General features: G+C 34.8%; 23 protein-coding genes. 8 read left to right on the top strand and 15 right to left on the bottom strand.

Annotated features, from left to right (window positions below; translation table 11 throughout):
* Positions 1-22 precede the first annotated feature (22 nt).
* Complete coding sequence (gene fabZ / locus C6H17_RS05720) at positions 23-511, bottom strand: 3-hydroxyacyl-ACP dehydratase FabZ (RefSeq protein WP_005219018.1); 489 nt, start codon at positions 509-511, stop codon at positions 23-25.
* 405 nt (positions 512-916) lie between these two features.
* Positions 917-2362: an IMP dehydrogenase gene (gene guaB, locus C6H17_RS05715; RefSeq protein ID WP_004088172.1), complete on the bottom strand. Its 1446-nt coding sequence runs from the start codon at positions 2360-2362 to the stop codon at positions 917-919.
* Positions 2363-2495: 133 nt separating this feature from the next.
* On the opposite strand from guaB, the gene folD reads away from it, so the two are divergent.
* From folD to C6H17_RS05685, 6 genes are all read left to right on the top strand, one after another.
* Positions 2496-3359: a bifunctional methylenetetrahydrofolate dehydrogenase/methenyltetrahydrofolate cyclohydrolase FolD gene (gene folD, locus C6H17_RS05710; RefSeq protein ID WP_005219016.1), complete on the top strand. Its 864-nt coding sequence runs from the start codon at positions 2496-2498 to the stop codon at positions 3357-3359.
* A 51-nt stretch (positions 3360-3410) separates the two neighbouring features.
* Complete coding sequence (locus C6H17_RS05705; protein WP_005219014.1) at positions 3411-3806, top strand: hypothetical protein; 396 nt, start codon at positions 3411-3413, stop codon at positions 3804-3806.
* Positions 3807-3951: 145 nt separating this feature from the next.
* Complete coding sequence (locus tag C6H17_RS05700) at positions 3952-5313, top strand: ComEC/Rec2 family competence protein (protein ID WP_020995632.1); 1362 nt, start codon at positions 3952-3954, stop codon at positions 5311-5313.
* 66 nt (positions 5314-5379) lie between these two features.
* The gene (locus tag C6H17_RS05695) at positions 5380-6429 is read left to right on the top strand and encodes an AI-2E family transporter (RefSeq protein WP_005219010.1); all 1050 of its coding nucleotides are present in this window, start codon (positions 5380-5382) and stop codon (positions 6427-6429) included.
* Complete coding sequence (argC, locus tag C6H17_RS05690) at positions 6423-7472, top strand: N-acetyl-gamma-glutamyl-phosphate reductase (protein ID WP_005219008.1); 1050 nt, start codon at positions 6423-6425, stop codon at positions 7470-7472. The genes C6H17_RS05695 and argC overlap by 7 nt, the downstream gene beginning before the upstream one ends.
* 381 nt (positions 7473-7853) lie before the next feature.
* Positions 7854-8348, top strand: a complete 495-nt coding sequence (locus C6H17_RS05685; RefSeq protein WP_004088183.1) for a ferritin — start codon at positions 7854-7856, stop codon at positions 8346-8348.
* Positions 8349-8699: 351 nt separating this feature from the next.
* On the opposite strand, the gene C6H17_RS05680 is transcribed toward C6H17_RS05685, so the two are convergent.
* The gene (locus C6H17_RS05680) at positions 8700-9299 is read right to left on the bottom strand and encodes a hypothetical protein (RefSeq protein ID WP_020995630.1); all 600 of its coding nucleotides are present in this window, start codon (positions 9297-9299) and stop codon (positions 8700-8702) included.
* Positions 9300-9543: 244 nt separating this feature from the next.
* Between C6H17_RS05680 and C6H17_RS13270 the strand changes: the two genes are divergently transcribed.
* Both C6H17_RS13270 and C6H17_RS05675 read left to right on the top strand, forming a co-directional pair.
* On the top strand, positions 9544-9669 hold the full coding sequence (locus tag C6H17_RS13270) for a hypothetical protein (RefSeq protein WP_263363167.1): 126 nt from the start codon (positions 9544-9546) through the stop codon (positions 9667-9669).
* 195 nt (positions 9670-9864) lie between these two features.
* Positions 9865-10458, top strand: a complete 594-nt coding sequence (locus C6H17_RS05675; protein WP_223808340.1) for a hypothetical protein — start codon at positions 9865-9867, stop codon at positions 10456-10458.
* A 19-nt stretch (positions 10459-10477) separates the two neighbouring features.
* Here C6H17_RS05675 and C6H17_RS05670 read toward each other — a convergent pair whose 3' ends face one another.
* The 12 genes from C6H17_RS05670 to C6H17_RS05615 all read right to left on the bottom strand — a co-directional run.
* Positions 10478-11095, bottom strand: a complete 618-nt coding sequence (locus tag C6H17_RS05670; RefSeq protein WP_004088188.1) for a hypothetical protein — start codon at positions 11093-11095, stop codon at positions 10478-10480.
* Positions 11096-11294: 199 nt separating this feature from the next.
* Complete coding sequence (locus tag C6H17_RS13265) at positions 11295-11420, bottom strand: hypothetical protein (RefSeq protein WP_020995629.1); 126 nt, start codon at positions 11418-11420, stop codon at positions 11295-11297.
* A 1-nt stretch (position 11421) separates the two neighbouring features.
* Entirely contained in the window at positions 11422-13539 is a 2118-nt protein-coding gene (locus C6H17_RS05665) for a polyribonucleotide nucleotidyltransferase (protein ID WP_020995628.1), read from the bottom strand.
* A 220-nt stretch (positions 13540-13759) separates the two neighbouring features.
* Complete coding sequence (locus C6H17_RS05655; protein ID WP_004088192.1) at positions 13760-14260, bottom strand: hypothetical protein; 501 nt, start codon at positions 14258-14260, stop codon at positions 13760-13762.
* A complete protein-coding gene (locus C6H17_RS05650; protein ID WP_004088200.1) occupies positions 14253-14543 on the bottom strand; it encodes a DUF2018 family protein in 291 nt (96 codons plus the stop codon). The genes C6H17_RS05655 and C6H17_RS05650 overlap by 8 nt, the downstream gene beginning before the upstream one ends.
* A 122-nt stretch (positions 14544-14665) precedes the next feature.
* Positions 14666-15658, bottom strand: a complete 993-nt coding sequence (locus C6H17_RS05645) for a hypothetical protein (RefSeq protein ID WP_020995627.1) — start codon at positions 15656-15658, stop codon at positions 14666-14668.
* A gap of 8 nt (positions 15659-15666) precedes the next feature.
* Complete coding sequence (locus tag C6H17_RS05640; RefSeq protein WP_020995626.1) at positions 15667-17154, bottom strand: MBOAT family O-acyltransferase; 1488 nt, start codon at positions 17152-17154, stop codon at positions 15667-15669.
* Entirely contained in the window at positions 17154-17882 is a 729-nt protein-coding gene (locus C6H17_RS05635; RefSeq protein WP_005218998.1) for an SDR family NAD(P)-dependent oxidoreductase, read from the bottom strand. The genes C6H17_RS05640 and C6H17_RS05635 overlap by 1 nt, the downstream gene beginning before the upstream one ends.
* Positions 17883-17905: 23 nt before the next feature.
* Entirely contained in the window at positions 17906-18334 is a 429-nt protein-coding gene (locus C6H17_RS05630) for a MaoC/PaaZ C-terminal domain-containing protein (RefSeq protein ID WP_104731374.1), read from the bottom strand.
* A gap of 1 nt (position 18335) precedes the next feature.
* Positions 18336-18578, bottom strand: coding sequence for an acyl carrier protein (locus C6H17_RS05625; RefSeq protein ID WP_005218994.1), 243 nt, complete (start codon positions 18576-18578; stop codon positions 18336-18338).
* Entirely contained in the window at positions 18571-20367 is a 1797-nt protein-coding gene (locus tag C6H17_RS05620) for an HAD-IIIC family phosphatase (RefSeq protein WP_020995624.1), read from the bottom strand. Before C6H17_RS05620 ends, C6H17_RS05625 begins: the two co-directional genes overlap by 8 nt.
* 210 nt (positions 20368-20577) lie before the next feature.
* On the bottom strand, positions 20578-21485 hold a 908-nt coding region (locus tag C6H17_RS05615; RefSeq protein WP_233714096.1), incomplete at its 5' end, for a hypothetical protein.

Genomic DNA, 21485 nt, shown 5'->3' with positions numbered 1-21485 from the left:
AAAACCTTTTAAAATCTTAAACTTATTTATTATGCGAATCTGTTACCATAGCCTTTAATTCCGCCTCACTCACAAGAGAATCATCAACATAAGCCCTGCCTTGCAGCTGCCATACATTACTTCTTTGCTTCATCACTTCCATATGATAAGTCAAGCGATCTCCGGGTCGCACAGGCACACGAAATTTCACATTATCAATTGTCATAAAATACACAATCTTATCTTTACTTGCGTCAAAGTCAAGCCCCCAAGTGCTAACAAAAGCTAAGATTCCACCAGCTTGTGCCATTCCCTCAATAATCATAACGCCCGGATATATTGGCTCTTTTGGAAAATGCCCTAAAAATACTTCCTCATTAATTGTTACATTTTTATAGGCTTTAATCTCTTTATGTGGATTAAGAGAAAGCACCCTATCTACAAGCAACATGGGGTAGCGATGCGGTAAAACTTGCATGATTTTGTCGATATTTAGATTCTCATAAGTTTGTAGTTGTTTTTCATTATCCATGTGGCAACCCTAAAAAGTGAAAATTTTTCGCTAATTGTAACACAAAATATTTTTAAATTGATTATTTTTCTATGCTATATAAGTGAAAAAACCTTTGTTTTATACAAAATGGAATGAAACTTTTAAATATTGTAAAACTTTTAGATTCTATCCTTTATTATTTTCGCTAAATATGACTTAATGAAAGTCTATACACACCAAAAACTTGTAAGCAAAATAAAAAGCTTGCCTTGTAGATTCTATAATTGTATTACATGTTTCTTGTAGAGAAAATACAAAATAATCATAAATATAAGAAAGTGATTTTATAAATAGCACATGGATATTAAATCAAATCACAACAAACAAAGCAATCAAGTATAACCCCACATTAAATACTTCTTTCATACTCTCAAAACAATGATTTTATCCATGATAATTTGGAGCTTCTTTCGTAATCACTACATCATGCACATGGCTTTCTCTTAAACCTGCTGAAGTAATCTCAACAATGCGTGCATTCTCCCACAACGCAGGAATATCTTTTGCACCGAGATAACCCATACATGAACGCAATCCACCAACAAGCTGATGCAATACACTAGCGATTTTACCACGATAAGGCACTCTGCCTTCAATCCCTTCTGGCACAAGCTTTTCTTGGGCTGTTCCCTCTTGAAAATATCTATCGCTGCTGCCCCTTTGCATTGCCCCAATGCTTCCCATACCACGATAACTTTTATATTGTCGTCCTTGAAATATGACTAAATCACCCGGGCTTTCTTCTGTGCCTGCAAGCAGTGAGCCTATCATAACGCTTGATGCCCCAACTGCTAGGGCTTTTGCTACATCGCCACTATACTTAATCCCGCCATCTGCAATGATTGGAATCTGATATTCCTTTGCCACTCTAGCACAACCATCAATGGCAGAAACCTGAGGCATACCAACACCCGCTACAATCCTTGTGGTACAAATACTGCCCGGTCCTATACCAACCTTTATTGCATCAGCCCCCGCTAAGATTAAATCCTTAGTCGCTTCACCTGTAACGACATTGCCAACTATCACATCAACATCAAGCTTTGATTTAATCTCTTTTAGCGTATTAATCACATTTTTAGAGTGTCCGTGTGCTGAGTCAAGCACTAAAACATCAACTCCAGCTTCAACCAACGCACTAGCCCTATCAATTTGATTCACACCAACAGCAGCCCCAACTCTTAATCTACCTAGAGAATCTTTATTTGCATTTGGATATTCAATACATTTTTGAATGTCTTTTATCGTGATTAAGCCATGAAGCACATTATTTTCATCAACAAGCGGTAATTTTTCAATGCGATTTTTATGCATAATGTCCTTTGCTTTCTCAAGGCTAATGCCTACATGTGCGGTAATAAGGGGGGATTTTGTCATCACTTCGCCTACAAGTTTATTAAAATCTGTTTCAAAGCGAGTGTCTCTATTTGTCAAGATTCCAATAAGACATTTATTAGAATCTACCACAGGCACACCAGAGATACTATAGGTTTGCATAATGAGTTCCGCATCATTTAAAGTCTTATCAGCAGTGATAAACACAGGGTCATTGATAATGCCGCTTTCACTCTTTTTTACCTTGCGGATTTCTTTTACTTGAGATTCTATATCCATGTTTTTGTGTATGATACCTATGCCGCCAAGCCTTGCCATAGCAATGGCACTTTTATGCTCGGTAACGGTATCCATCGCAGCACTTACAAATGGAATGTTAAGACTTATATTGCGTGTAAGCATGGATTGCGTGCAAACTTCCTTTGGTATCACTTCAGAATATGCGGGAATGAGTAGAATATCTTCAAATGTTAATGCCTTTGTGATTAGATTCATAATGTGCCTCTCTTGTAATGTGGAATGAATGCAAATATTTTACTTTATAAAAAATAATGATTAGTTTTTCATTTTTTTAAATCAAATGAAAATGTGCTAGAATCTTGCTTTATTTTACACTATAAGGAAATCTATGGTTTTAGCAGATGGGGTTTTAATGGATGGCAAAAAGCTTGCAAGTAAGATCGAAGAAGACATTATAAAGGAAACAAAAGAGTTAGCCATAAAGGGCATTGTCCCGAGTCTTGCGGTGATTCTAGTAGGTAATGATAGTGCTAGTCAAACCTATGTTACAATGAAAGCAAAGGCGTGTAAAAGGGTTGGCATTACCTCTATTCTTTATGAAATGCCTACAAATACAAGTGAGCAAGACCTACTTCAAACAATTGATAGCCTAAATAAAAATGATCAAATTGATGGAATCTTAGTCCAGCTACCCCTGCCAGAGCATATTAATGCTTCAGAGATTCTTGATATGATAGCACCGCATAAAGATGTAGATGGATTCCATACACAAAATAGCGGTAAATTGCATAGTGGTTTAAAGGGCTTTGTGCCCGCTACACCACTTGGGGTTATGACGCTACTTAGGCATTATAATATTGATATTAAAGGTAAAGATGTGTGTATTGTGGGTGCTAGTAACATCGTGGGTAAGCCACTTTCAGCCTTAATGCTGAATGCAGGGGCAACAATTAGTGTGTGTCATATTCTCACAAAAGATTTGAGTTTTTATACAAAAAATGCAGATATTGTATGCGTTGGTGTTGGCAGACCAAATCTCATTACAAAAGATATGATAAAAGAGGGGGCTATCGTAGTAGATATAGGTATCAATCGCTTAGAGAACGGAAAGATTGTAGGCGATGTAGATTTAGAGAATCTTATCTCACATTGTTCCTACATTACACCTGTGCCGGGCGGTGTAGGACCTATGACTATCGCTTCTCTATTACAAAACACACTAGAGAGTGCAAAAAAGCGACCTAAACGATAGGTTAAAGGTATATTTTATGCTTGAAAAAGGCTTTAGATTCTGGAGGTTTATATGCGTTTTAAAATGTTATTTGCATTATGCGTGAGTATGGTATTTTCTTATGGTGGGGCTGCATTTGAGAGTGATAGCTATTTGATTTGGATTAGCTCAAGGTGTCCAGAGCAAAGCACAACTTGCACAAGCGTTACCTATAATCAAACAAGTAAAAGCAATGGAAAAACCATTGTCATTGAAGGCGGAGAGCCAATAGTTGGCTCACTCTCTAAGAATCTTATCGGCTATACTTTCTATGACTTGCAGACAAAGCACTCTTATGAACTATCAATGGATTTAGATGGATTCTATATGCTTTATATTAGACGCTACCCTAAACCATCAACAAAAGAAAAAGTTAAAAGAATTAGTGATAATGACTATCAAGCAAAGTTAGCTAAGATTAGAAAGTAGTTTTGTTTTAAAATTAACACCTTAAAGTCTTTCTTAAGTATTCTTTATGAAAGTAGATTTAGCAATACTATTTGAGAGACATGGATTCTATACTTCTATTATGATTTAGAATCTTAATCAATTAGAATCCAAATAGGATAAAGCAATGAAGTCTTTGCAAAATCTTTTACAAACCATCTCACAAACAATCCAGCACAAGTTGCGACAAATCTATTTTATAAACACAAGACAGAATAAGACAAACTTTTTTGCCATAGAGATTCCATTAAAGCACTATATTATCCTTATTTTCATATTACTTGTGCTTTGCTCTTACAATCTTTTTACAAAATATCAAACTTTTCTAGCCCTAAAGCAAGGGCATGTCTTTGAGGCAACAATACTTTTGCACTACACAAAAAAGGAAAATAGCGAGAGATTTAAGCTACAAGATTCACAAGGCAACATATTCTATGCGACATATAAGGGGAAATTTAAGCAAATAGCAGGTAAAAAGGCTCTTGTGTATGGTAAGATTTATAAATGCAGTTTTTTGCAATTTTTGCGTAGTTGTAATATCTATAACTCAAGCCTATCACTTCTCCCAAGCATTGATAAAAAGCAGTTTTTGCGACACCTTATTAACGCTCAACATGAAGATAAATTAGCAGCAAATCTATATAATGCCCTATTTTTTGCAGATCATTTAGAAAAGCCCTTAAGGCAAGGGGCTATTGTCTTTGGATTAGCCCATTTGATTGCTATTAGCGGCTTTCATCTTGCTATCCTAAGCTTTATATTTTATGCCCTTGTGTGTCCTATTTACTTTATATTTCATCGCTATTTTTGCTATCGTAATGCGGTGTATGATTTAGGTTTGTTGGGGCTTATTTTTGTATTCTTTTATCTTGTATTGATTGATTTTCAGCCAAGTTTCTTACGGGCATTTATCATGGCATGTTTTGCATACATGATACTTCTTTTTGGATTGCAAATTACAAATTTTTTGAATCTTTTCTTATGCGTTTTATTTGGACTTGCATGGAATGTTAGCCTTTTGTTTCATATTGGCTTTTTGCTCTCTGTGGCGGGGGTGTTTTGTATCTTTTTATTTATGCGGCATTTTGCTAGTATGAGTGCAAACTATAAGGGGCTAAAAAAGTTTGTATTTGGCGTTGTGCTATTTAATTGCATTATTTTTTTGCAAATGATTCCTATTACGCATTACTTTTTCCCGCAATTCTCACCTTATCAAATCATCTCAATACCGCTTAGCATTCTTTTTGCCCTAATCTTTCCATTTGTTATCATCGCACATATTTTTGGCTTTGGAGATATATTTGATTCTGTAATTTTATGGGTTATATCACATGAATTTTCTTTATCCATGCTTTATACACCTTTATGGTTTTTGCTCTTTTATCTTTTATTATGTCTATTTGCTATGCGATTTTTATGGGCGTATGTTGCAAGTCTTATTTGTGCGTCTATATTTTATGTGATAAATTTAGTATTGTTTTTTAGCTAGATTATTTTATCTTATATGTATCTAAGCTATAATGTCAGCTTTAGATTCTAAGATATGAGACAAAAAATGCAAAGCAAAATAGTTTTTGGTTTATTGTTTGGTGGTGTATGTGTGGCGACACTTATGCTGTATCAAGCTTATTTATTTAATATATTGATTGCATTTTTGCTTTGTGTTGCTACGATTTGGTTAAAACATTGGTTGCAAAACTATGTAAAAAATGCACTCTTAGCATCTCTATTCGCACTTTTGCTTATGATAGGACTAGTATTTATACCCGTATTATTTGTGTGTTATCGTGCGTTTTTAGGTGTGAAAATGATCAATTGGTTGAGTTTGCAAAGCATGTTTGACCAATCAAAACTAGCATTACAGAATCTTGCTGAAAAACTACCTTTTATACACGATTATTTGCCTTCATTATTGAATGAAATCTCATTTGCTAAAATCTCTGGCATAGTCTTAAAATTATCTAGCATAGTGGGAGAGAATGGCTTAAAATTTATTATCGATGGCTTTGTTATTATTGTATTTTTATTTGTGTTTTTTTACTTTGGAGAGCGGCTTTATGCGTATATGAAACGCATATTGCCTTTTGAAGAAGCACAGATTAATGAAGTGGCAATGGAAGTTAGCGGGACTTTGCGACTTGTATTTCTCTCTACTTTTTTTAATGTTGTTATGCAGGGGACTGCATTTGGGATTATTGCGTATTTTTTTGGCTTTGATGGGGTTTTGCTTGGTATTTTGTATGGAATCTGCTCTATGATTCCAATTGTTGGCGGGGTGATTGTATGGCTGCCAATATGTGCTATACTTGTGTATCAGGGCGATTTTAAAGGTGCGGTAATTGTAGGGCTTTATAGTGCGGTATTTATTGGCTTTATAATCGATAATATTGTAAAGCCATGGCTTATAGGCATTGTGAATAAGCGGATTTTACGCACGCCTTTACAGATTAATGAGTTTGTGATATTCTTTGCGATTTTAGCGGGTATTGGGGCGTTTGGCTTTTGGGGCATTATTATTGGACCTGCGATTACAGCGCTTTTTATCGCTTTATTGCGTGTGTATGAGCATGAATTTGTAGATAAAAATAAGGAAATGATATGTTAAAAGTTGCGGTTCTTGGGACAAGTGGCTATGGTGGTGCAGAGATTCTTAGAATCTTAAACGCACATGATGAGGTAAAACTCAATTATTTTGGGGCAAATACACAATCTGGGCAAAGGATAGATAAAAGCTTAGGGCATTTTTATAAACACTTTGATTCTATCATGGATAATAAAGACTTAGAATCTGTGTGTGAAGAAAATGACTGCATTCTAGCAGCAACCCCGCATGATTTTTTAGCAAAAATACTCACGAAAGATATGCTAAAAAAATGCGTAATTATTGACTTATCCGCAGATTTTCGCTTGAAAAATGCTAAGAAATACGAAGAGTATTATAACTTCACTCACCCAAATATTTCTTTACTACAAGATTCTGTATATGGGCTAAGTGAGCTTTATAGAGATAGCATTAAAGAAGCAAATCTCATAGCAAATCCGGGCTGCTATCCTACTTGTAGCACATTGTGTATCGCTCCATTTTTAAAGCATGGAATCATTGATAAAAAAAGCATTATAATCGATGCAAAAAGTGGGGTATCGGGGGCTGGTCGTAGCACAAAGCTAGATAATCTCTTTTGCGAAGTGCATGAAAATGTGAAAGCCTATGGGCTTATAAATCATAGACACACAGCAGAGATTGAAGAGAATTTATCTATCATTTCAAATAGTGAAATCACGCTTAGCTTCACACCACATTTAATCCCTATGAATCGCGGCATTTTAATCACTGCTTACGCACAATTAGAGAGTAAATATGAGAGCATTACAGAGAAAGAGATACAAGAGATTCTTACAAATTTTTATGCTAATAGCTATTTTGTTAGAGTGCTAGAATATGGCGTAGCACCGCAAACGCGTTGGGTTAAAGGGAGTAATTTTGTCGATGTGAGTGTATGTCTTGATAAACGAAATAAGCGATTAATTATGATGGGAGCCCTTGATAATCTTGTAAAAGGTGCAGCAGGACAAGCCATACAGAATCTTAATATCCGCTTTGGATTTACAGAACATAAAGCCCTAAATCAATTGCCTTTGTTTCCTTGATTCATAAGTATATGCTTAATCATTTTAACATTTACAAAGAAATTAGCAATATGCAAATCTACACACAGAGACTTTGTGAATAGAGTTTTAGATTCCCCATTTTTCATAATTACCTTTACAATATATTTTGTATTATGACTTTTACACCATCTCGACATAGCATATAGAATCCATATCTTAATACTTCAACAATAATGTGTTTGTAAATCTAGACTCCACATATTATTACCAAAACATTTCTATAATATTTTTTTATAATTTACATATTATAGTAAAAAGTGGATTACATATTGACTTATTATCATTTAATATACTATAATGATAAAGTTAATTTGAAATTGTATCAAATTATCAAAATATTTTATTATATAGGAGCATAATATGTTATCAGCTGAAGTTACAAAAAAGTTAAATGAGCAAGTTGCAAAAGAAATGTTTGCATCAAATCTGTATTTAAGTATGAGTTCATGGTGTTTTCATAACAGATTAGATGGTGCGGGGCAGTTTTTATTTTCACATGCAGGACAAGAAAGCGATCATGCTAAAAAGCTAATCACTTATCTTAATGAAACAGATTCTGTTGTGGAGCTACAAGCGATAGAAAAGCCAGAATCTAATTTCAAAAATTTACTTGATGTGTTTGAAAAAACTTATCAACATGAGTTATCGATCACAAAATCGATTAATGATCTTGTAAGTTTTATGCTAGAAAATAAGGATTATTCAACTTTTAACTTTTTGCAGTGGTATGTAGCAGAGCAGCATGAAGAAGAGGCGTTGTTTCGTGGCATAGTGGATAAAATAAAGCTTATCGGCGAACAAAGCAATGGGCTTTATTTAGCAGATCAATACATTAAAACACTTATAGGCAAATAAGTATAGATTCTGTGTAACTCTCAAAGTCTTAATCTAGATTAAGACTTAGCTTTTTTATAAATTTTATTGCAGTAATGAAATTAAAAGATTTTAATTTCATTACTCTCATTGTCATCATCTTTCTAATCACATAATATTTCCAAACATATTTAATGCAGAGAATCCAAGCCATTTTAAGTCATATATCTTAATTAGAATCTATTTTCCAAAACTATCTCAACTTGATAACTCAAAGCATAGTAATTATATATGATTCTGAAAATATATACAAAATAGAGAAATAAAAAACACTCTATGATTCTCACTATCTTACCGCAAGAACCACAAAGTCTTCTAATGCAAAATAAATAATTAAAAAGTATAGGAATACATGAGCACATAAGTAATATCTGTCGATATTTGTCCTGCTGTGCCAATAGTATTATATGGTATCCTAGTAATACCATCAAGCCTACTTCTACCACCATCAAACACCATGCCTAGCCCCACATGAAAGTATCCTAAAAATCCACCATTCTTATAAGTGCCATATCGCTCTGTATATCCAGCACTACTGCCAACAAGCACACCAAAGCCAAATGGCTCTGTCTGGATAAAATCCCACATAACATCCAATCCAACCCCACCAAAATAGCTTGTCTGCGTATTATCAAAAATGCCATTCAGCCTTACGCCAAAAGTCTTATGAAAAAAGTAACTATATCCAAGTGCTACACTCGCATTTACCTGCAATGCTTTCGTATCAACATTATGTGTGAAGTTTATACCCACGCCAACTTGCACGCTGCTTTTTGCCCTACGGATTTTATTGTCAATATCATATTCAAATGAATCTCCACCAGCAAGCTCAAGCTGCTCCACATCAGCTTTTTCGCCCACAGATAAATCACCTTCAGCAAACAACAAAGAGACTACACATAAACACATAAACAGCACTTTACAACAACGCACAACACACTCCAACCAACAAAATCACTAGATTCTAAAATACACTAACTAAACGCCTATACAAGCAAAAGAGATTCCAAAATATCAATCCAATAATACCAATCAATATATCATTCTGCATTTTACACATCTGTGGCAAAAATATTTACAAATACAGCGGTTTGCTTGCAAAACTATGGAACGACTAAGCAAAGAAGATTCTAAACTTACATTGATTTAAGCAAATAGTATTTCTCTAAGAAAATCTATGAAATCCTACTATAAAATAACTCGCAATGCAAGTGTTTTGCATAAATCCCTATTAAATTACTCATATTTGAATCTCTCTATTAGAATCTCAAGCACATTGCCTGCTATAATCACAACGGATTAAATTATAACAAAGCCATTCTCTTAAAACAAACAAATGCTATAATAGACAGATTCAAATCTATGGGAATTATCATTTATGCCACTTTATAATAAACTCTATAAACATACCTTATACATTCTTATCATAAGTATCTTTATAGGCAATAGCGCTAGGGCTTGTGAATCTTTTATTCGCTATATATCCGATGGGGATTTATTGAATGAAAACATGCCTTTTTATAAAAATATGACCTATTTGAGTGCTATTAGTAATATTTTTGGAGCAGAATATGGATATGGCTTTAGTCTATCTTCACATAGCACAGATTCTATTATGATGGATAGACAACTTCCAGCCCATCATCTTGCATTTGATATAGGGTGGATGGGAATTGGCGGGTCATCTTGTAGAATCTTAGATTTTGGTGTAAAGGGTAGATATGAGTATGGCTTTGATGTAAGAAGTTATGGCACACATAGATTTGGCATTGAGACATATTATCATCCGCCTTTGTTTAACATTCAAGGTTGGCAAATTGCAAGTGTAGTATTTGGGGTTGGTGGCAGACTTGATAATATAGGTATAAATGGTGGGACATATATAGATGCTGGTATGCTTATTTTACCAAGTAGCCCCGTGCATGCTTCACTTGTATTTAGAAGCGATTTTATCACAAATGCCCCCACGCAACACTCCGTTCAGCTCTCACTTCGCTTTCCATTTGCGGTATATCCAGCTGCTGCTATAACGGCTGTTGCCCTACCGATTTATATCCCAGCTGCTTTGATAGCACCAGCTTTTAATAAGTAAGTGATTAAACTTATAATCCCTAAAAAATCGCAAATTCCACAAGGAAATTATGCTCGATAGGCTGTATATTCAAAGCATTTGGTTGAAAAAAACTCGCACGATATAATAAATTTGCATTAATAACAAAGTATTTAAAAAGTCCAACACCCACTTCTACATAATACCCTGTTGTTTCGTTTAAAGATAGATTCTGCGCTTGAGTATTATTTTTTGCAAAGATTGCCCCACCGCCGATAATAAGCGAAAGAGGCTGTGGTGCATGACGAAAAAGGTTAGTCGTGCTACATGGGAAATGAAAATAAAGCTCCGTCCCAACAAGATGGCTTTTAATAATGGAATCATTAAACATGTATTTAACTCTTACGCCCATATCAAAAATATGATCAATGCCATCAAATGCGTTATAAAAACTCGATAGATAGTTCCACCCCACACTCCCACCGATATTATAGCCTGTGGAATTGCGATTGATACTTGTATTTGTGCCAATGTGAAATGATACAAGCTGCAATGGTCCCCCACCAAGCATACGCCAATCATAATTTCCACCATAATTTTGCGAAAATAAATAATTTGTATTTATAAACATGATAAATAAAACAACATGCAGATAATATTTAAGCATATTGCGAAACATTGCATTCCTTTTTATAGATTTTTTGCAAAGGATTCTATATTGTTTTTGTAAATTTAACATATATTGCTTTGTGGTTGCATAAGGGGGCATTTTGTTTCCAATGAGTAAGTTTCAAAGAAATTATTCTATGTTAAGTTTTATTTTATTTCCCATGCAAATACTTGCTTTTAGGCATTTTGCGGCAAATATAAAGTTTATTTTATAGTTTTCCTATATATCGTATAGACATGTTGTAATGTATCATGCGATAGATTTTTGTTTCACGATCTTTTAGTAATTCAAGTAGAGTGCCTTGCTTAAGATTTTCTAAATTCTCTACTTGCATATTAAACCCCTAAATTTTCTGCATTCTCTTCTTTTTTGTCTATAATCTCTAACTCAGTCTTACCATAACTACAACTTAGAATCCTAACAGATAAAGCTTGACCTATTTGCAACTCTTCTTGCATGGAAATAGTCCTTAAGATTCCATTACCACCTTGTGCTAAATCCACTAGAAAGCCAGATTCTACCTGCTTACTCACTACACCCTCAACACATTCTCCAACTTTATAGGGCAACTCTTTTTTCTCTTTTTTGCGTAAAAGATCAAGTATGAAATTTTTTGCATTCTGCATAGAATCTTTATTATTTGCACTAATATGCACGATACCTTCATCTTTATCGATGTTGATACTAACTTGAAAACGAGAGATAATATCGCGTATAGTCCGCCCACCTTGCCCGATTATCTCCCCAATGCTTGTGTGTGGCACACAAAAGCTCTCTTTTTGCGGGAGTAACTCATAGTTTGGCTTAATCTCTACATTCCGCATGAGTGAGAGAATATGTAGTATCCCTTCCCTTGCTTGCTCTAGGCTTTGGTTTAGTATAGATTCACTAAGTCCATGTATCTTTATATCAAGCTGCAAGGCACTAAAGCCCTTTTCATTCCCAGCAATCTTAAAATCCATATCGCCATCAAAGTCTTCTAAGCCCATAATATCGCTTAGTATCGCAAATCTCTCTTCACTCTCATAAATTAGCCCCATTGCAATACCTGCTACCATATTATGCATTTTTATATCCGCACCAAGCAGGGCAAGGCTAGCCCCGCATACACTCGCCATAGAGCTTGAGCCATTTGACTGCAATATCTCTGATACAAGGCGGATAGTATGCGGCGTATTTGCTACATTAGATTCTATTGCCTTTAGTGCAAGATTGCCATGTCCTAACTCTCGTCTTGAACTTGCCCCAATAGGATAGGCTTCGCCGACACTAAATGGGGGGAAGTTATAATGGAATATAATCTTACTTTTGCCCTGAGTTAGAATGCCCTCTTGTGTTTGTGCGTCATTTTGACTGCCTAGAGTGCAGGTAACAAGGGCTTGTGTCTGCCCCCGTGTGAAACAAGCGCTGCCATGTGTCTTAGGCAAAAGATTAGATTCTATACTTATCTCTCGTATCTCTCTTAAAGCTCTGCCATCAGCCCTTTTGCCCTCGTTTAGAATCATGCTTCGCATAATCTCTTTTTTGATAGCAAATACATGCTTTGCTACAATTTCACGCTCAAGATTGTGTGTCTGTGAAATCTCTTTAATAAGGGCTATAAGCTGTGTGTGTCGCTCTGTCTTTGACATGCCGCATAGACACTCTTTTATAGAATCTGTGTGTTCTTTCTCTAAGCTTTCTTTCAAGGCTAAATCTAGCTTATTGCTACCCTCATATTCCCTTTTTTCTAAAATAAAAGGCTCAAAATGCTTCATATAAAGCATAGACATAGTTTCTATATGTTTTTTTGCTAGGTTTATCGCTTCTAGTAAGTCATTTTTGCTTATCTCATTTGCATTTTCTATTATAGAATCTTTATTTTGTGTAGTTGTTTTTAAGCTTTGCATTTCTATCATGCTAACATTATTATTTATGCCGCTTACAAATAAATCTAGTTTAGATTCTAAAAGATCATTTAAATCATCACAAAGACTAAACTCATCATCACGCCGCATAACCCTTATGCCATTTAGAATCCCTTTTTGTGTTAGCGGAATGCTTGAGAGATACAGACAAATACTTGCTAGATTCATAGCTTTTTGACATATATCAATCTTATTATCATAGCTCATTACAAGTATTGTGATTTGCACGGGATAGGGATAGTCTTTTGGGAAAAGTGGGCGAAGACTTCTATCGATTAAACGCGAGATTAGAATCTCATTATCACTTGGTTTGCCCTCTTTTTTAAGGAAGCCTTGCGGGATTTTACCGATAGCATACATTTTCTCAACATATTGGACGCTAAGGGGTAAGAAGTCTTCACTACTTGGATTCTCATAATCTACACAAACACTGCATAACAATACGCTACCACCAACCTTTAGCATAACCGACCTATCCGCAAGTGTCGCATATTTATCAAGTATATATGTCTCTGTTTGGGTGTTGGTAATCTCAATGATTTTCATAGCTATCCTTGTAAAAAATAAATATGGCAAAAATAAGATAATTGTAACAAATATTTGTGTAGATAGGATGTTTAATACTTGCCGCAACTCAAATAGAAGTGAAAAGAAAAATATGCTTTATAAGCCAGCAAACACATATCTTGTGTGTAGTGTAGCATACAATAATTTTGCATGAGTGATTCCGTAGTTTTTATTCATGTTTAACCACTAAAGATAAAATCTACTGCCGTGTAAAATCCATATCTCCAAAGCCAGTGATTTTTAAGTGTGCAATGGTTTTCTCATCATTAAATGGATCATCAATGCCCATAAATGTTATACGCAATTGCGGTTGCTTTGGGCTTCTATTTACACCTTGTGGGTCAAGTAGATTGAGTGTAAAGCTATTTAGTCTATAATCCTTATAAAGTATAAATTGATAGGGATAGTTATCATAACGCATAAGGACTACAAGCCCTTGATTACGATACAAAGTCCAACGCAAAGTAAAGTTTTTTGTGGCACTCATACTTTGGGAATCTTTTGATGCACTAATGGTTGCATATACTACTTCATCTTTTTTCAGATCTAGGTCAAGCTCTGTTGTCGGCACAATGCCTTTTGCATGGCTTATCGTGTAGCAACATAGCATTATTAATACAATAAAAAGGCTTTTTACATACTTTTTACGGGGCAATAGCATATTGACTACCATCATATAGTCTTTATAGTGTCTATTCATTTTCACTGAGAATCTTTGCCATAGATTCAATAGCTAGGCTATTTTTCTTTTCTAAGAATCTTTTCTTAAACTCTGCATCATGGTGGATATTATAGAAAAACTCACGAAGATTTGTAGGCTTTTCTTCCGCTTCAAATGCCATTTCATATAGAGCCAACTCTTCTAATAATCGCTCTATTTCTTTACTAGCAAGTGTGCGACTAGCATTAAAAATAACTTCTTTCCATTTATCGACTGGGCTGCCTTCAAAAACTTCCATATTGTCAAGTGGATTTTCCCACATGTTTTATCCTTTCTGTTTTTAGATTAGGGTATTTTTACATATTTTTTGTTTTTATGCAAGGTTTGGAGTTGTTTTTATATTGAGTTTTATTTACAAAATAGCTACACCAAATAATTATTTCTCTATTGTTTTAGTAGATTCTTTGCGATGAGTTTATCATAAATATCCCATGTTACTTCTTTTGCTCCTGCATAAAGATGGGCTGGATCTCCAAATGCTTCATCTGGCATTATATAAGGTTTATTGAGCGCAATAATGCCATATTGTGCTTCTAGGGTATTATAAAAATTAGTATATTTTTGCAAAAATTGTGGATTAAAATTAGGTTGTGAATATGCGTTGTAGGGCATTGCATACATTGCCACAATAATACCATGTTGCTTTGCAAGAGAGGCAATTTCATGAAGATAATAACTTGCCAAAGGACTGACAGAAAAGTCTTTTAGGGATACTTCACTAAAATTGCCATGCGCAGCACTTTTTCTACCATAATAGAAATGTCCTTTTGATTCATCTAATTCCGCAAAAATTTTTCTATTTGTCCTGTAGCGTCTTAATGTTATATCTATAGCGGATAGCTCTTCACCAAAATTTCTTAAATCTAAAAAATATTTATAGACATCTATTTTTTCACAGCCCCCACCAGATTTTTCAAACGATACACATTCGCTCAATGCTTTTGCATGCTCTAAAACCTCAAAGATTTCGTTGAATTCTAAAAATCTAGTCTTTACACCACCTTGCCAGAAATAATCAGATGGATCTATAAAATAATCTGCGGAATATGACAAAACTACAACCTTTGGTGGTTTATTATGCTGAAGATATCTTTTCAGTGTATAAAAACCTGTAATAGGACTAGAACCCCCTACACTAAGATTAATAGAGTTAGAATCTTTAATTTCATTTGGGATAAAACCAGCATTTGCTCTTGAATTTCCTATCATTATGATGTCTGCATTGTGTGCCTGCTGTGTCTTGTATTTTTTATTGCTATGTATCGCATACTCAATATGCATATAGAAAATCTGCCCAAAAAATACAAGACAATACAAACATAAAAGATAAAATGGTTGTAAAAGAATCATAATAAATACTGCTTTTTTATATCGCATAACATTCCCTAAAAATTAAAATAAATAAATTCTGGTAAGCTTTCTGCAACAAGTAGATAAAACATAGCACAAGCAAACATAAGACTTGCAAAGAAGGAAAAAAGATATATTCTTTTGTCAAATCTTTCTAGTATTTGCATACTATTGCGACAACATAAGCATATAAGAAAACCTAACAACAAGAAAACCAAAGTCTTATCATGCCCTTGAATGTCGTGTAATGCAGATGAAGCCATATACCACTTAGTAGGTAGCTCCACCCACACAACACCAAACATTCCCTTTAACAGATTCACCGCCCCTTGCAGATTTTCAGCACGAAAGAATACCCAAGCCACAAGCACGAGTAGAAAAGTGAGTAGCCAACCTAGAATCTTTGGAAATTTAAATTTTAGAATCTTACTCCATTTTTTACTCCAATATTGATGGATTACAAGGGCTAAGCCGTGTAAAGCCCCAAATATCACAAAGCCCCAGCCAGATCCGTGCCAGATTCCAGCGATGAGAAAAGTCAAAAATGTAGCCACCATCATTTTGGCAAATGTAGGATTCTTAAAAGCTCTAATCATAGGCGTATAGATATAAGTGGTGATGAAATTTGTAAGGCTTATATGCCACCTACGCCAAAAATCAGAAATATTACACGCTTTAAATGGGGAGTTAAAGTTAATAGGCAGTTTGATATTAAACATAAGTCCCAAAGCCACAGCCATATCACTATATCCGCTAAAGTCAAAGTAGAGCTGAAAGGCATAGCATAAAATACTCGCCCAAGATTCAAAAAAATTAAGAATCTCGCCATTTTCTACCACACTAAATCCAGTATTCGCCCATTTTGCAAAACTATCTGCAATGACTACTTTTTTAAACAGACCAATAGCAAAGAGAAATAGCCCAAGAGAGAGATTCTTATAGTTTAGAATCTTATTATTCGTATCGGCAAATTGGGGCATCATCTCTTTATGATGCAAAATAGGACCGGCAATAAGATGAGGGAAAAATGTAACAAAAAGTGCGTAATTGATAGGATTTCTCTCTTTCACCAAACCTTCATAGCAATCCACCAAAAACGCAATTTGCGTAATAGTAAAAAAGCTAATCCCCAAAGGCAACACAATATGAAGTAGCCCAATGTCACTGCCAAAAACTAGATTCACATTCTCTATAAAAAAGTCCATATATTTAAAAAAACAAAGTAATGAGATATTAAAAATAAGTGCGATGTAAAGCAATTTTTTATTACTCAAAAATAGCACATTGCCAAGCTTTGCTTTCTCTTGAGCTTTTAGCATAAAGCCAGAAATTGTGTAATTAAAGCCAATGGAGAGTAGCAAAAGCGGCAGATACATAATATTCCAATATGAATAAAAGAATAAACTAGCAAATGTAAGCCACACAATAGAAGCCCTATAGAATCCTTTGTGATTAAGCATAAAATACACACAAAACACCACAGGCAAAAAGGCAAAAATAAAGATATATGATGAAAATAGCATTAAAACACCTCTCCGCCAGATATGATGAGATTTTCGCCATTAATGTAGTTAGATTCTCTGCCTAGCAAAAAGAGCAGTGCAGGCAGGACATCATCTATTGTAGCGTTGCGTTTAAGTGGGTGATTATAGGCGTTTAGCTCTATTATTTTTTCATTTATATTTGATAGAAATTTTGTTTCAATCATTGATGGAGAGATGGCATTAAATTGAATATTTTTGCTTCTATACTCACTTGCGAGTGATTTAAGTAAGCCTAAAAGTGCATATTTTGCTGTTACATAATGACTTAGCGTCGCAGGTGGGACACCCATAGTGTAGCTTGAAAGCATAAAGACTACCTTTTTATCCCGCTTATCTTTTTGCCTTACAAGCTGCGGTATAAAGGCTTGAAGAATGTGAAATATGGATTCCAAAGAGATACTTAAATGTGTTTTATAATCCTCCCAAGCAAGTTTGCCAAAATGTGTATTGCAGATTCTAGGGGAAGCTAAATGAACGATCTTGTTAGGTATATCTATGGTTTGAATATGTGCTATCATCGCTTGTATTTGATGCGTATTGCTCAAATCACATTGCAGTGGAATAATGTGCCTATCATTAAAACATTGTTGCTTGAAAACATTATTGCTATGATAAAGTGCAAAAATGGTAGCTTTAGAATCTAGCCTTTGAATAAGTGATACACCTAAATCAGAACTTGCTCCGGTAATAAGAATGGAATCTTTCAATATTGTCCCCTTGTGTAAAATCTCTAGTGTAAAACACCAGCTTTGATATGTCCTTTGGCAATTTTAAATGGTTTTACCCCCCCCCCCGTATTTTCAATAGCTACTTTAATAGTGATTTGCTTGTATGCTTCTTGCTTTTCTATCACTTTTCCTGTGATTCTTAGCATATCGCCCACATACACAGGCTTTAAGAATCCAATAGCCACTTCGTGTAGTAGGCAAAACTTACCGGGGAGATACACGCCTGCAAAGGTTGATAGAAAGCTCGCGCTTAGCATTCCATACGCTACGCGAGAATTAAAGCCATTTTGCTTGGCATAAGTAGAATCTATATGCAAAGGATTTGTATCGTTGGTAAGCTTTAAAAATGTATCCATTTTTTCTTCACTCACACTAAATTCAAAAGTTTCTGTATGCCCTATGCTAATCTCATCAAATGTGTAAGCATTCATTTTATACACGCTTTTTTATAATAAGATTCAGCATATCGCCGACATTTTTTAGCTCTTGCAGTTCGCCTAAGGCAAATTTAACGCAAAATTCTTTTTCAATCGCAGCAACTAAATTAATATGACTTAAAGAATCCCATTCTTCAATATCTTCACTATGAGTTTGCTCTGTAATATTGAGTGTCTCATCATCAAAAATATCTCTAAAAATATCTTGCACCTTACTATGAATTGCTTCTTTAGTCATCATTTACTCCTATAAAATAAGCTTTGGGCTTATACTTATCTATATCAAGCTGCCAAATGCTATCATCGCCATTTTGTGCTTTCAAGCTAAAGCCAAAATCGCTATATAAATCCGCTACCATAGCGTTTTTCTGCGTTTTGTAGTAATAGCCTATAAGTGTTTTCACGCCCTTAGATTTTGCGTGTTTGATAAGGGTATCAAGCATAGCATACTCCATTGTCCGCTTTAGGACACGGCAGCTCATAAGCCACAAATCAATATGTGCCGTTTCATCCTCTATTCTTGCGATGAGTAGGGCAATAAGCCCATTATCGCCAAACTTATCTTTTAACCGCCCCTGCAATGTGATAAAGCTAGAATCTTTTGCTATGGATTCTAAAGTGGCTTGTGTATAGCGTTTAGTGGTGAGATTAAACTGATTTGTTTTATTTGTAAGCTGTGCTATACGCTCCATAAATAGAGGAGAAAATGGAATAATTTGGGCTTTCATAGCAAGGCTTTGAAGAAACTCGTTGTAGTTTGTAAATGCACTTAAAGCCTCATCTCTTGCCTTGTTTTGCGTATAGTAGCTATTACGCTCTAAATCCTCTTGTGATACAGAGATACTTTCAAAATAGCCATTTTTATCAATATGGGGGATAAAATCTAGCACATCTACGCCAAGCATTTGAGGGACAGCTTGAGAATCTCTGTCAATTTGTTGGTTGTGGGATTCCGGCACGGCTACACTTGGCAGAGATTGTGAAACAAGATGTCTTTCAGTTGGGTTATCATCAATAAATACAAGTGTATTTAGCCCAATATTTAGCTCTTTAGCTATGACTTTTATATTCTCACTTTTTAGATTCCAATTTGCCTGAAAACTCATAAAATCATCAAATCGCAAAATGGAGCTAGGGTGTGTGAAGCCGTTTTTAGCATTTTCATATTCATTTTTAGAGCAGACACTGAGCATAATACCGCGATCTTTTAAGTCTTTAATGTATTTTTGAAAGAGCGTATAGCTCTCTGCCAATGGCGTTTCTGTGCCTATATGTATCCCACTTAAGCCATCATCGCCTATCACACCTCCCCACAGCGTATTGTCTAAATCAAGCACTAAAGCCTTTTTATTGATACCAAAAATTGCTTTGATGATATGGCTTAGATTCCACGCTAGATGTGGTATGCACTCAAGACTTAGGGCATATTTTGTCCTTGCATAGAGCGAGAAGTCATACCATTTTTCTAGTCCAAGACTAGCTGAAAGATAGCAAATATCGTGTATATAGAGATTTGGGGTTTCATATATTTTTGTGTGGATTTTCGCATTCAGCGTGTGGATATACTGCGTTTTCGCACTCGGCAGGATAGAATCAAGGTTGCCATAGATTCTATACGGAGGCAATTCAAAATTATTTTGAATAATCGCACATTGATATGTATCGCTTAGACTTTGCCACACTTGAGTAAAAGCTGCCCATTCACTCCCATCAAAACGCACATTAACAAAGCTCGTGTGAATGTAGATAATATCTGGCTTAAAATCCTTCAAGGCTTTATTTTCAAAAACAGCATCTTCATAAAATTTATTATATTCGCTTTGATAAAAATGCGGCACAATCCCGCAATCAAGCAAAAATAATTCTAGCATATCACATACTTCTTGCGTGCTAGATCCACCCAAAATAGCAATATTTTTGTGTAAAGTGGATTCTGTATTCGTTTGTAAATTATCTAGCAACCTTTTCTTAAGCGATTTTTTCTTACGCAAAAGAAGTGTAGAATCTAACGGATAGGAAAAAAGCATAAATATCCTTTTTACATTTAGCAAAAACATGTCCGCTAGATTACAAAAAAAAAAAAACAAGTCAAGCAATTTTTAGAATTACAAAACCTACACACATGGTCATTGTATTAATGGCATAAAAACAACATGAAGCGATAATTTGTCATAATCTTAATAAGAACTCTGTGAAATAGGTGGAGAATTGAATATCTTATATAGATATGAATCTCATCATATCAACTTTCTTTTTCTTAATCTATCATAAATATCCCATGTTACTTCTTTTGCTCCTGCATAAAGGTGAGAATGATCTCCAAATGCTTCATTTGGCATTGCATAAAGTTTGTTTAACGCAACAATTCCATATTGTGTTTGCAGGGTATCATAAAAGTTATTGTAATTTTGCAAAAATCTTGGGTTTAGGTGTTGAAAAGAATGTATATTGATCGGCATTGCATACATTGCCACAATAATACCATGTTGCTTTGCAAGAGAGGCAATTTCATGAAGATAATAACTCACCAAAGGACTGACAGAAAAGTCTTTCAGGGATACTTCGCTAAAATTGCCATTAGCAGCTTTTTCTCTACCATAATAGAAATGTCCTTTTGATTCATCTAATTCTATCAATATTTGCTTATTGGTTCTGTAGCGTCTTAGCGTTATGTTGATAGTAGTCAATTCTTCACCAAAATTTCTTAAATCTAAAAAATATTTATAGACATCTATTTTTTCACAGCCCCCACCAGATTTTTCAAATGGCATACAATCTTTTAACTCTCTAGCTTTTTCCAGAACGCTAAAAATTTCATTAAAATCTAAAAATTTAGTCTTTACACCACCTTGCCAGAAATACTCAGCGGGATCTATAAGAAAATCTGCGGAATATGACAAAACTACAACCTTTGGAGGTTTATTGTTTTCAAGATATCGTTTTAATGTATAGAATCCAATAATAGGGCTAGAACCACCTACGCCAAGATTAATAGAGCTAGAATCTTTAATTTCATTTGGGATAAAACCAGATTTTGCACGAGAATTGCCAATTATCACAATATCAACATTATGCGTTTGTACCGTTTTCTGCTTTTGGTGAGTATATTGAGGATATTCTATATACATATAGAAAATCTGCCCAA

Source organism: Helicobacter rappini (assembly GCF_900198625.1).
Taxonomy (GTDB): domain Bacteria; phylum Campylobacterota; class Campylobacteria; order Campylobacterales; family Helicobacteraceae; genus Helicobacter_A; species Helicobacter_A rappini.
This window is presented reverse-complemented; position numbering and strand designations above follow the sequence as displayed.

Excerpts from the sequence above, each read along its gene's own strand:
- fabZ (WP_005219018.1), bottom strand. The coding sequence starts at position 511 with ATGGATAATGAAAAACAACTACAAACTTATGAGAATCTAAATATCGAC.
- guaB (WP_004088172.1), bottom strand. The coding sequence starts at position 2,362 with ATGAATCTAATCACAAAGGCATTAACATTTGAAGATATTCTACTCATT.
- folD (WP_005219016.1), top strand. The coding sequence starts at position 2,496 with ATGGTTTTAGCAGATGGGGTTTTAATGGATGGCAAAAAGCTTGCAAGT.
- C6H17_RS05705 (WP_005219014.1), top strand. The coding sequence starts at position 3,411 with ATGCGTTTTAAAATGTTATTTGCATTATGCGTGAGTATGGTATTTTCT.
- C6H17_RS05700 (WP_020995632.1), top strand. The coding sequence starts at position 3,952 with ATGAAGTCTTTGCAAAATCTTTTACAAACCATCTCACAAACAATCCAG.
- C6H17_RS05695 (WP_005219010.1), top strand. The coding sequence starts at position 5,380 with ATGCAAAGCAAAATAGTTTTTGGTTTATTGTTTGGTGGTGTATGTGTG.
- argC (WP_005219008.1), top strand. The coding sequence starts at position 6,423 with ATGTTAAAAGTTGCGGTTCTTGGGACAAGTGGCTATGGTGGTGCAGAG.
- C6H17_RS05685 (WP_004088183.1), top strand. The coding sequence starts at position 7,854 with ATGTTATCAGCTGAAGTTACAAAAAAGTTAAATGAGCAAGTTGCAAAA.
- C6H17_RS13270 (WP_263363167.1), top strand. The coding sequence starts at position 9,544 with ATGAAATCCTACTATAAAATAACTCGCAATGCAAGTGTTTTGCATAAA.
- C6H17_RS05670 (WP_004088188.1), bottom strand. The coding sequence starts at position 11,095 with ATGTTTCGCAATATGCTTAAATATTATCTGCATGTTGTTTTATTTATC.
- C6H17_RS13265 (WP_020995629.1), bottom strand. The coding sequence starts at position 11,420 with ATGCAAGTAGAGAATTTAGAAAATCTTAAGCAAGGCACTCTACTTGAA.
- C6H17_RS05665 (WP_020995628.1), bottom strand. The coding sequence starts at position 13,539 with ATGAAAATCATTGAGATTACCAACACCCAAACAGAGACATATATACTT.
- C6H17_RS05655 (WP_004088192.1), bottom strand. The coding sequence starts at position 14,260 with ATGAATAGACACTATAAAGACTATATGATGGTAGTCAATATGCTATTG.
- C6H17_RS05650 (WP_004088200.1), bottom strand. The coding sequence starts at position 14,543 with ATGTGGGAAAATCCACTTGACAATATGGAAGTTTTTGAAGGCAGCCCA.
- C6H17_RS05645 (WP_020995627.1), bottom strand. The coding sequence starts at position 15,658 with ATGCGATATAAAAAAGCAGTATTTATTATGATTCTTTTACAACCATTT.
- C6H17_RS05640 (WP_020995626.1), bottom strand. The coding sequence starts at position 17,154 with ATGCTATTTTCATCATATATCTTTATTTTTGCCTTTTTGCCTGTGGTG.
- C6H17_RS05630 (WP_104731374.1), bottom strand. The coding sequence starts at position 18,334 with ATGAATGCTTACACATTTGATGAGATTAGCATAGGGCATACAGAAACT.
- C6H17_RS05625 (WP_005218994.1), bottom strand. The coding sequence starts at position 18,578 with ATGACTAAAGAAGCAATTCATAGTAAGGTGCAAGATATTTTTAGAGAT.
- C6H17_RS05620 (WP_020995624.1), bottom strand. The coding sequence starts at position 20,367 with ATGCTTTTTTCCTATCCGTTAGATTCTACACTTCTTTTGCGTAAGAAA.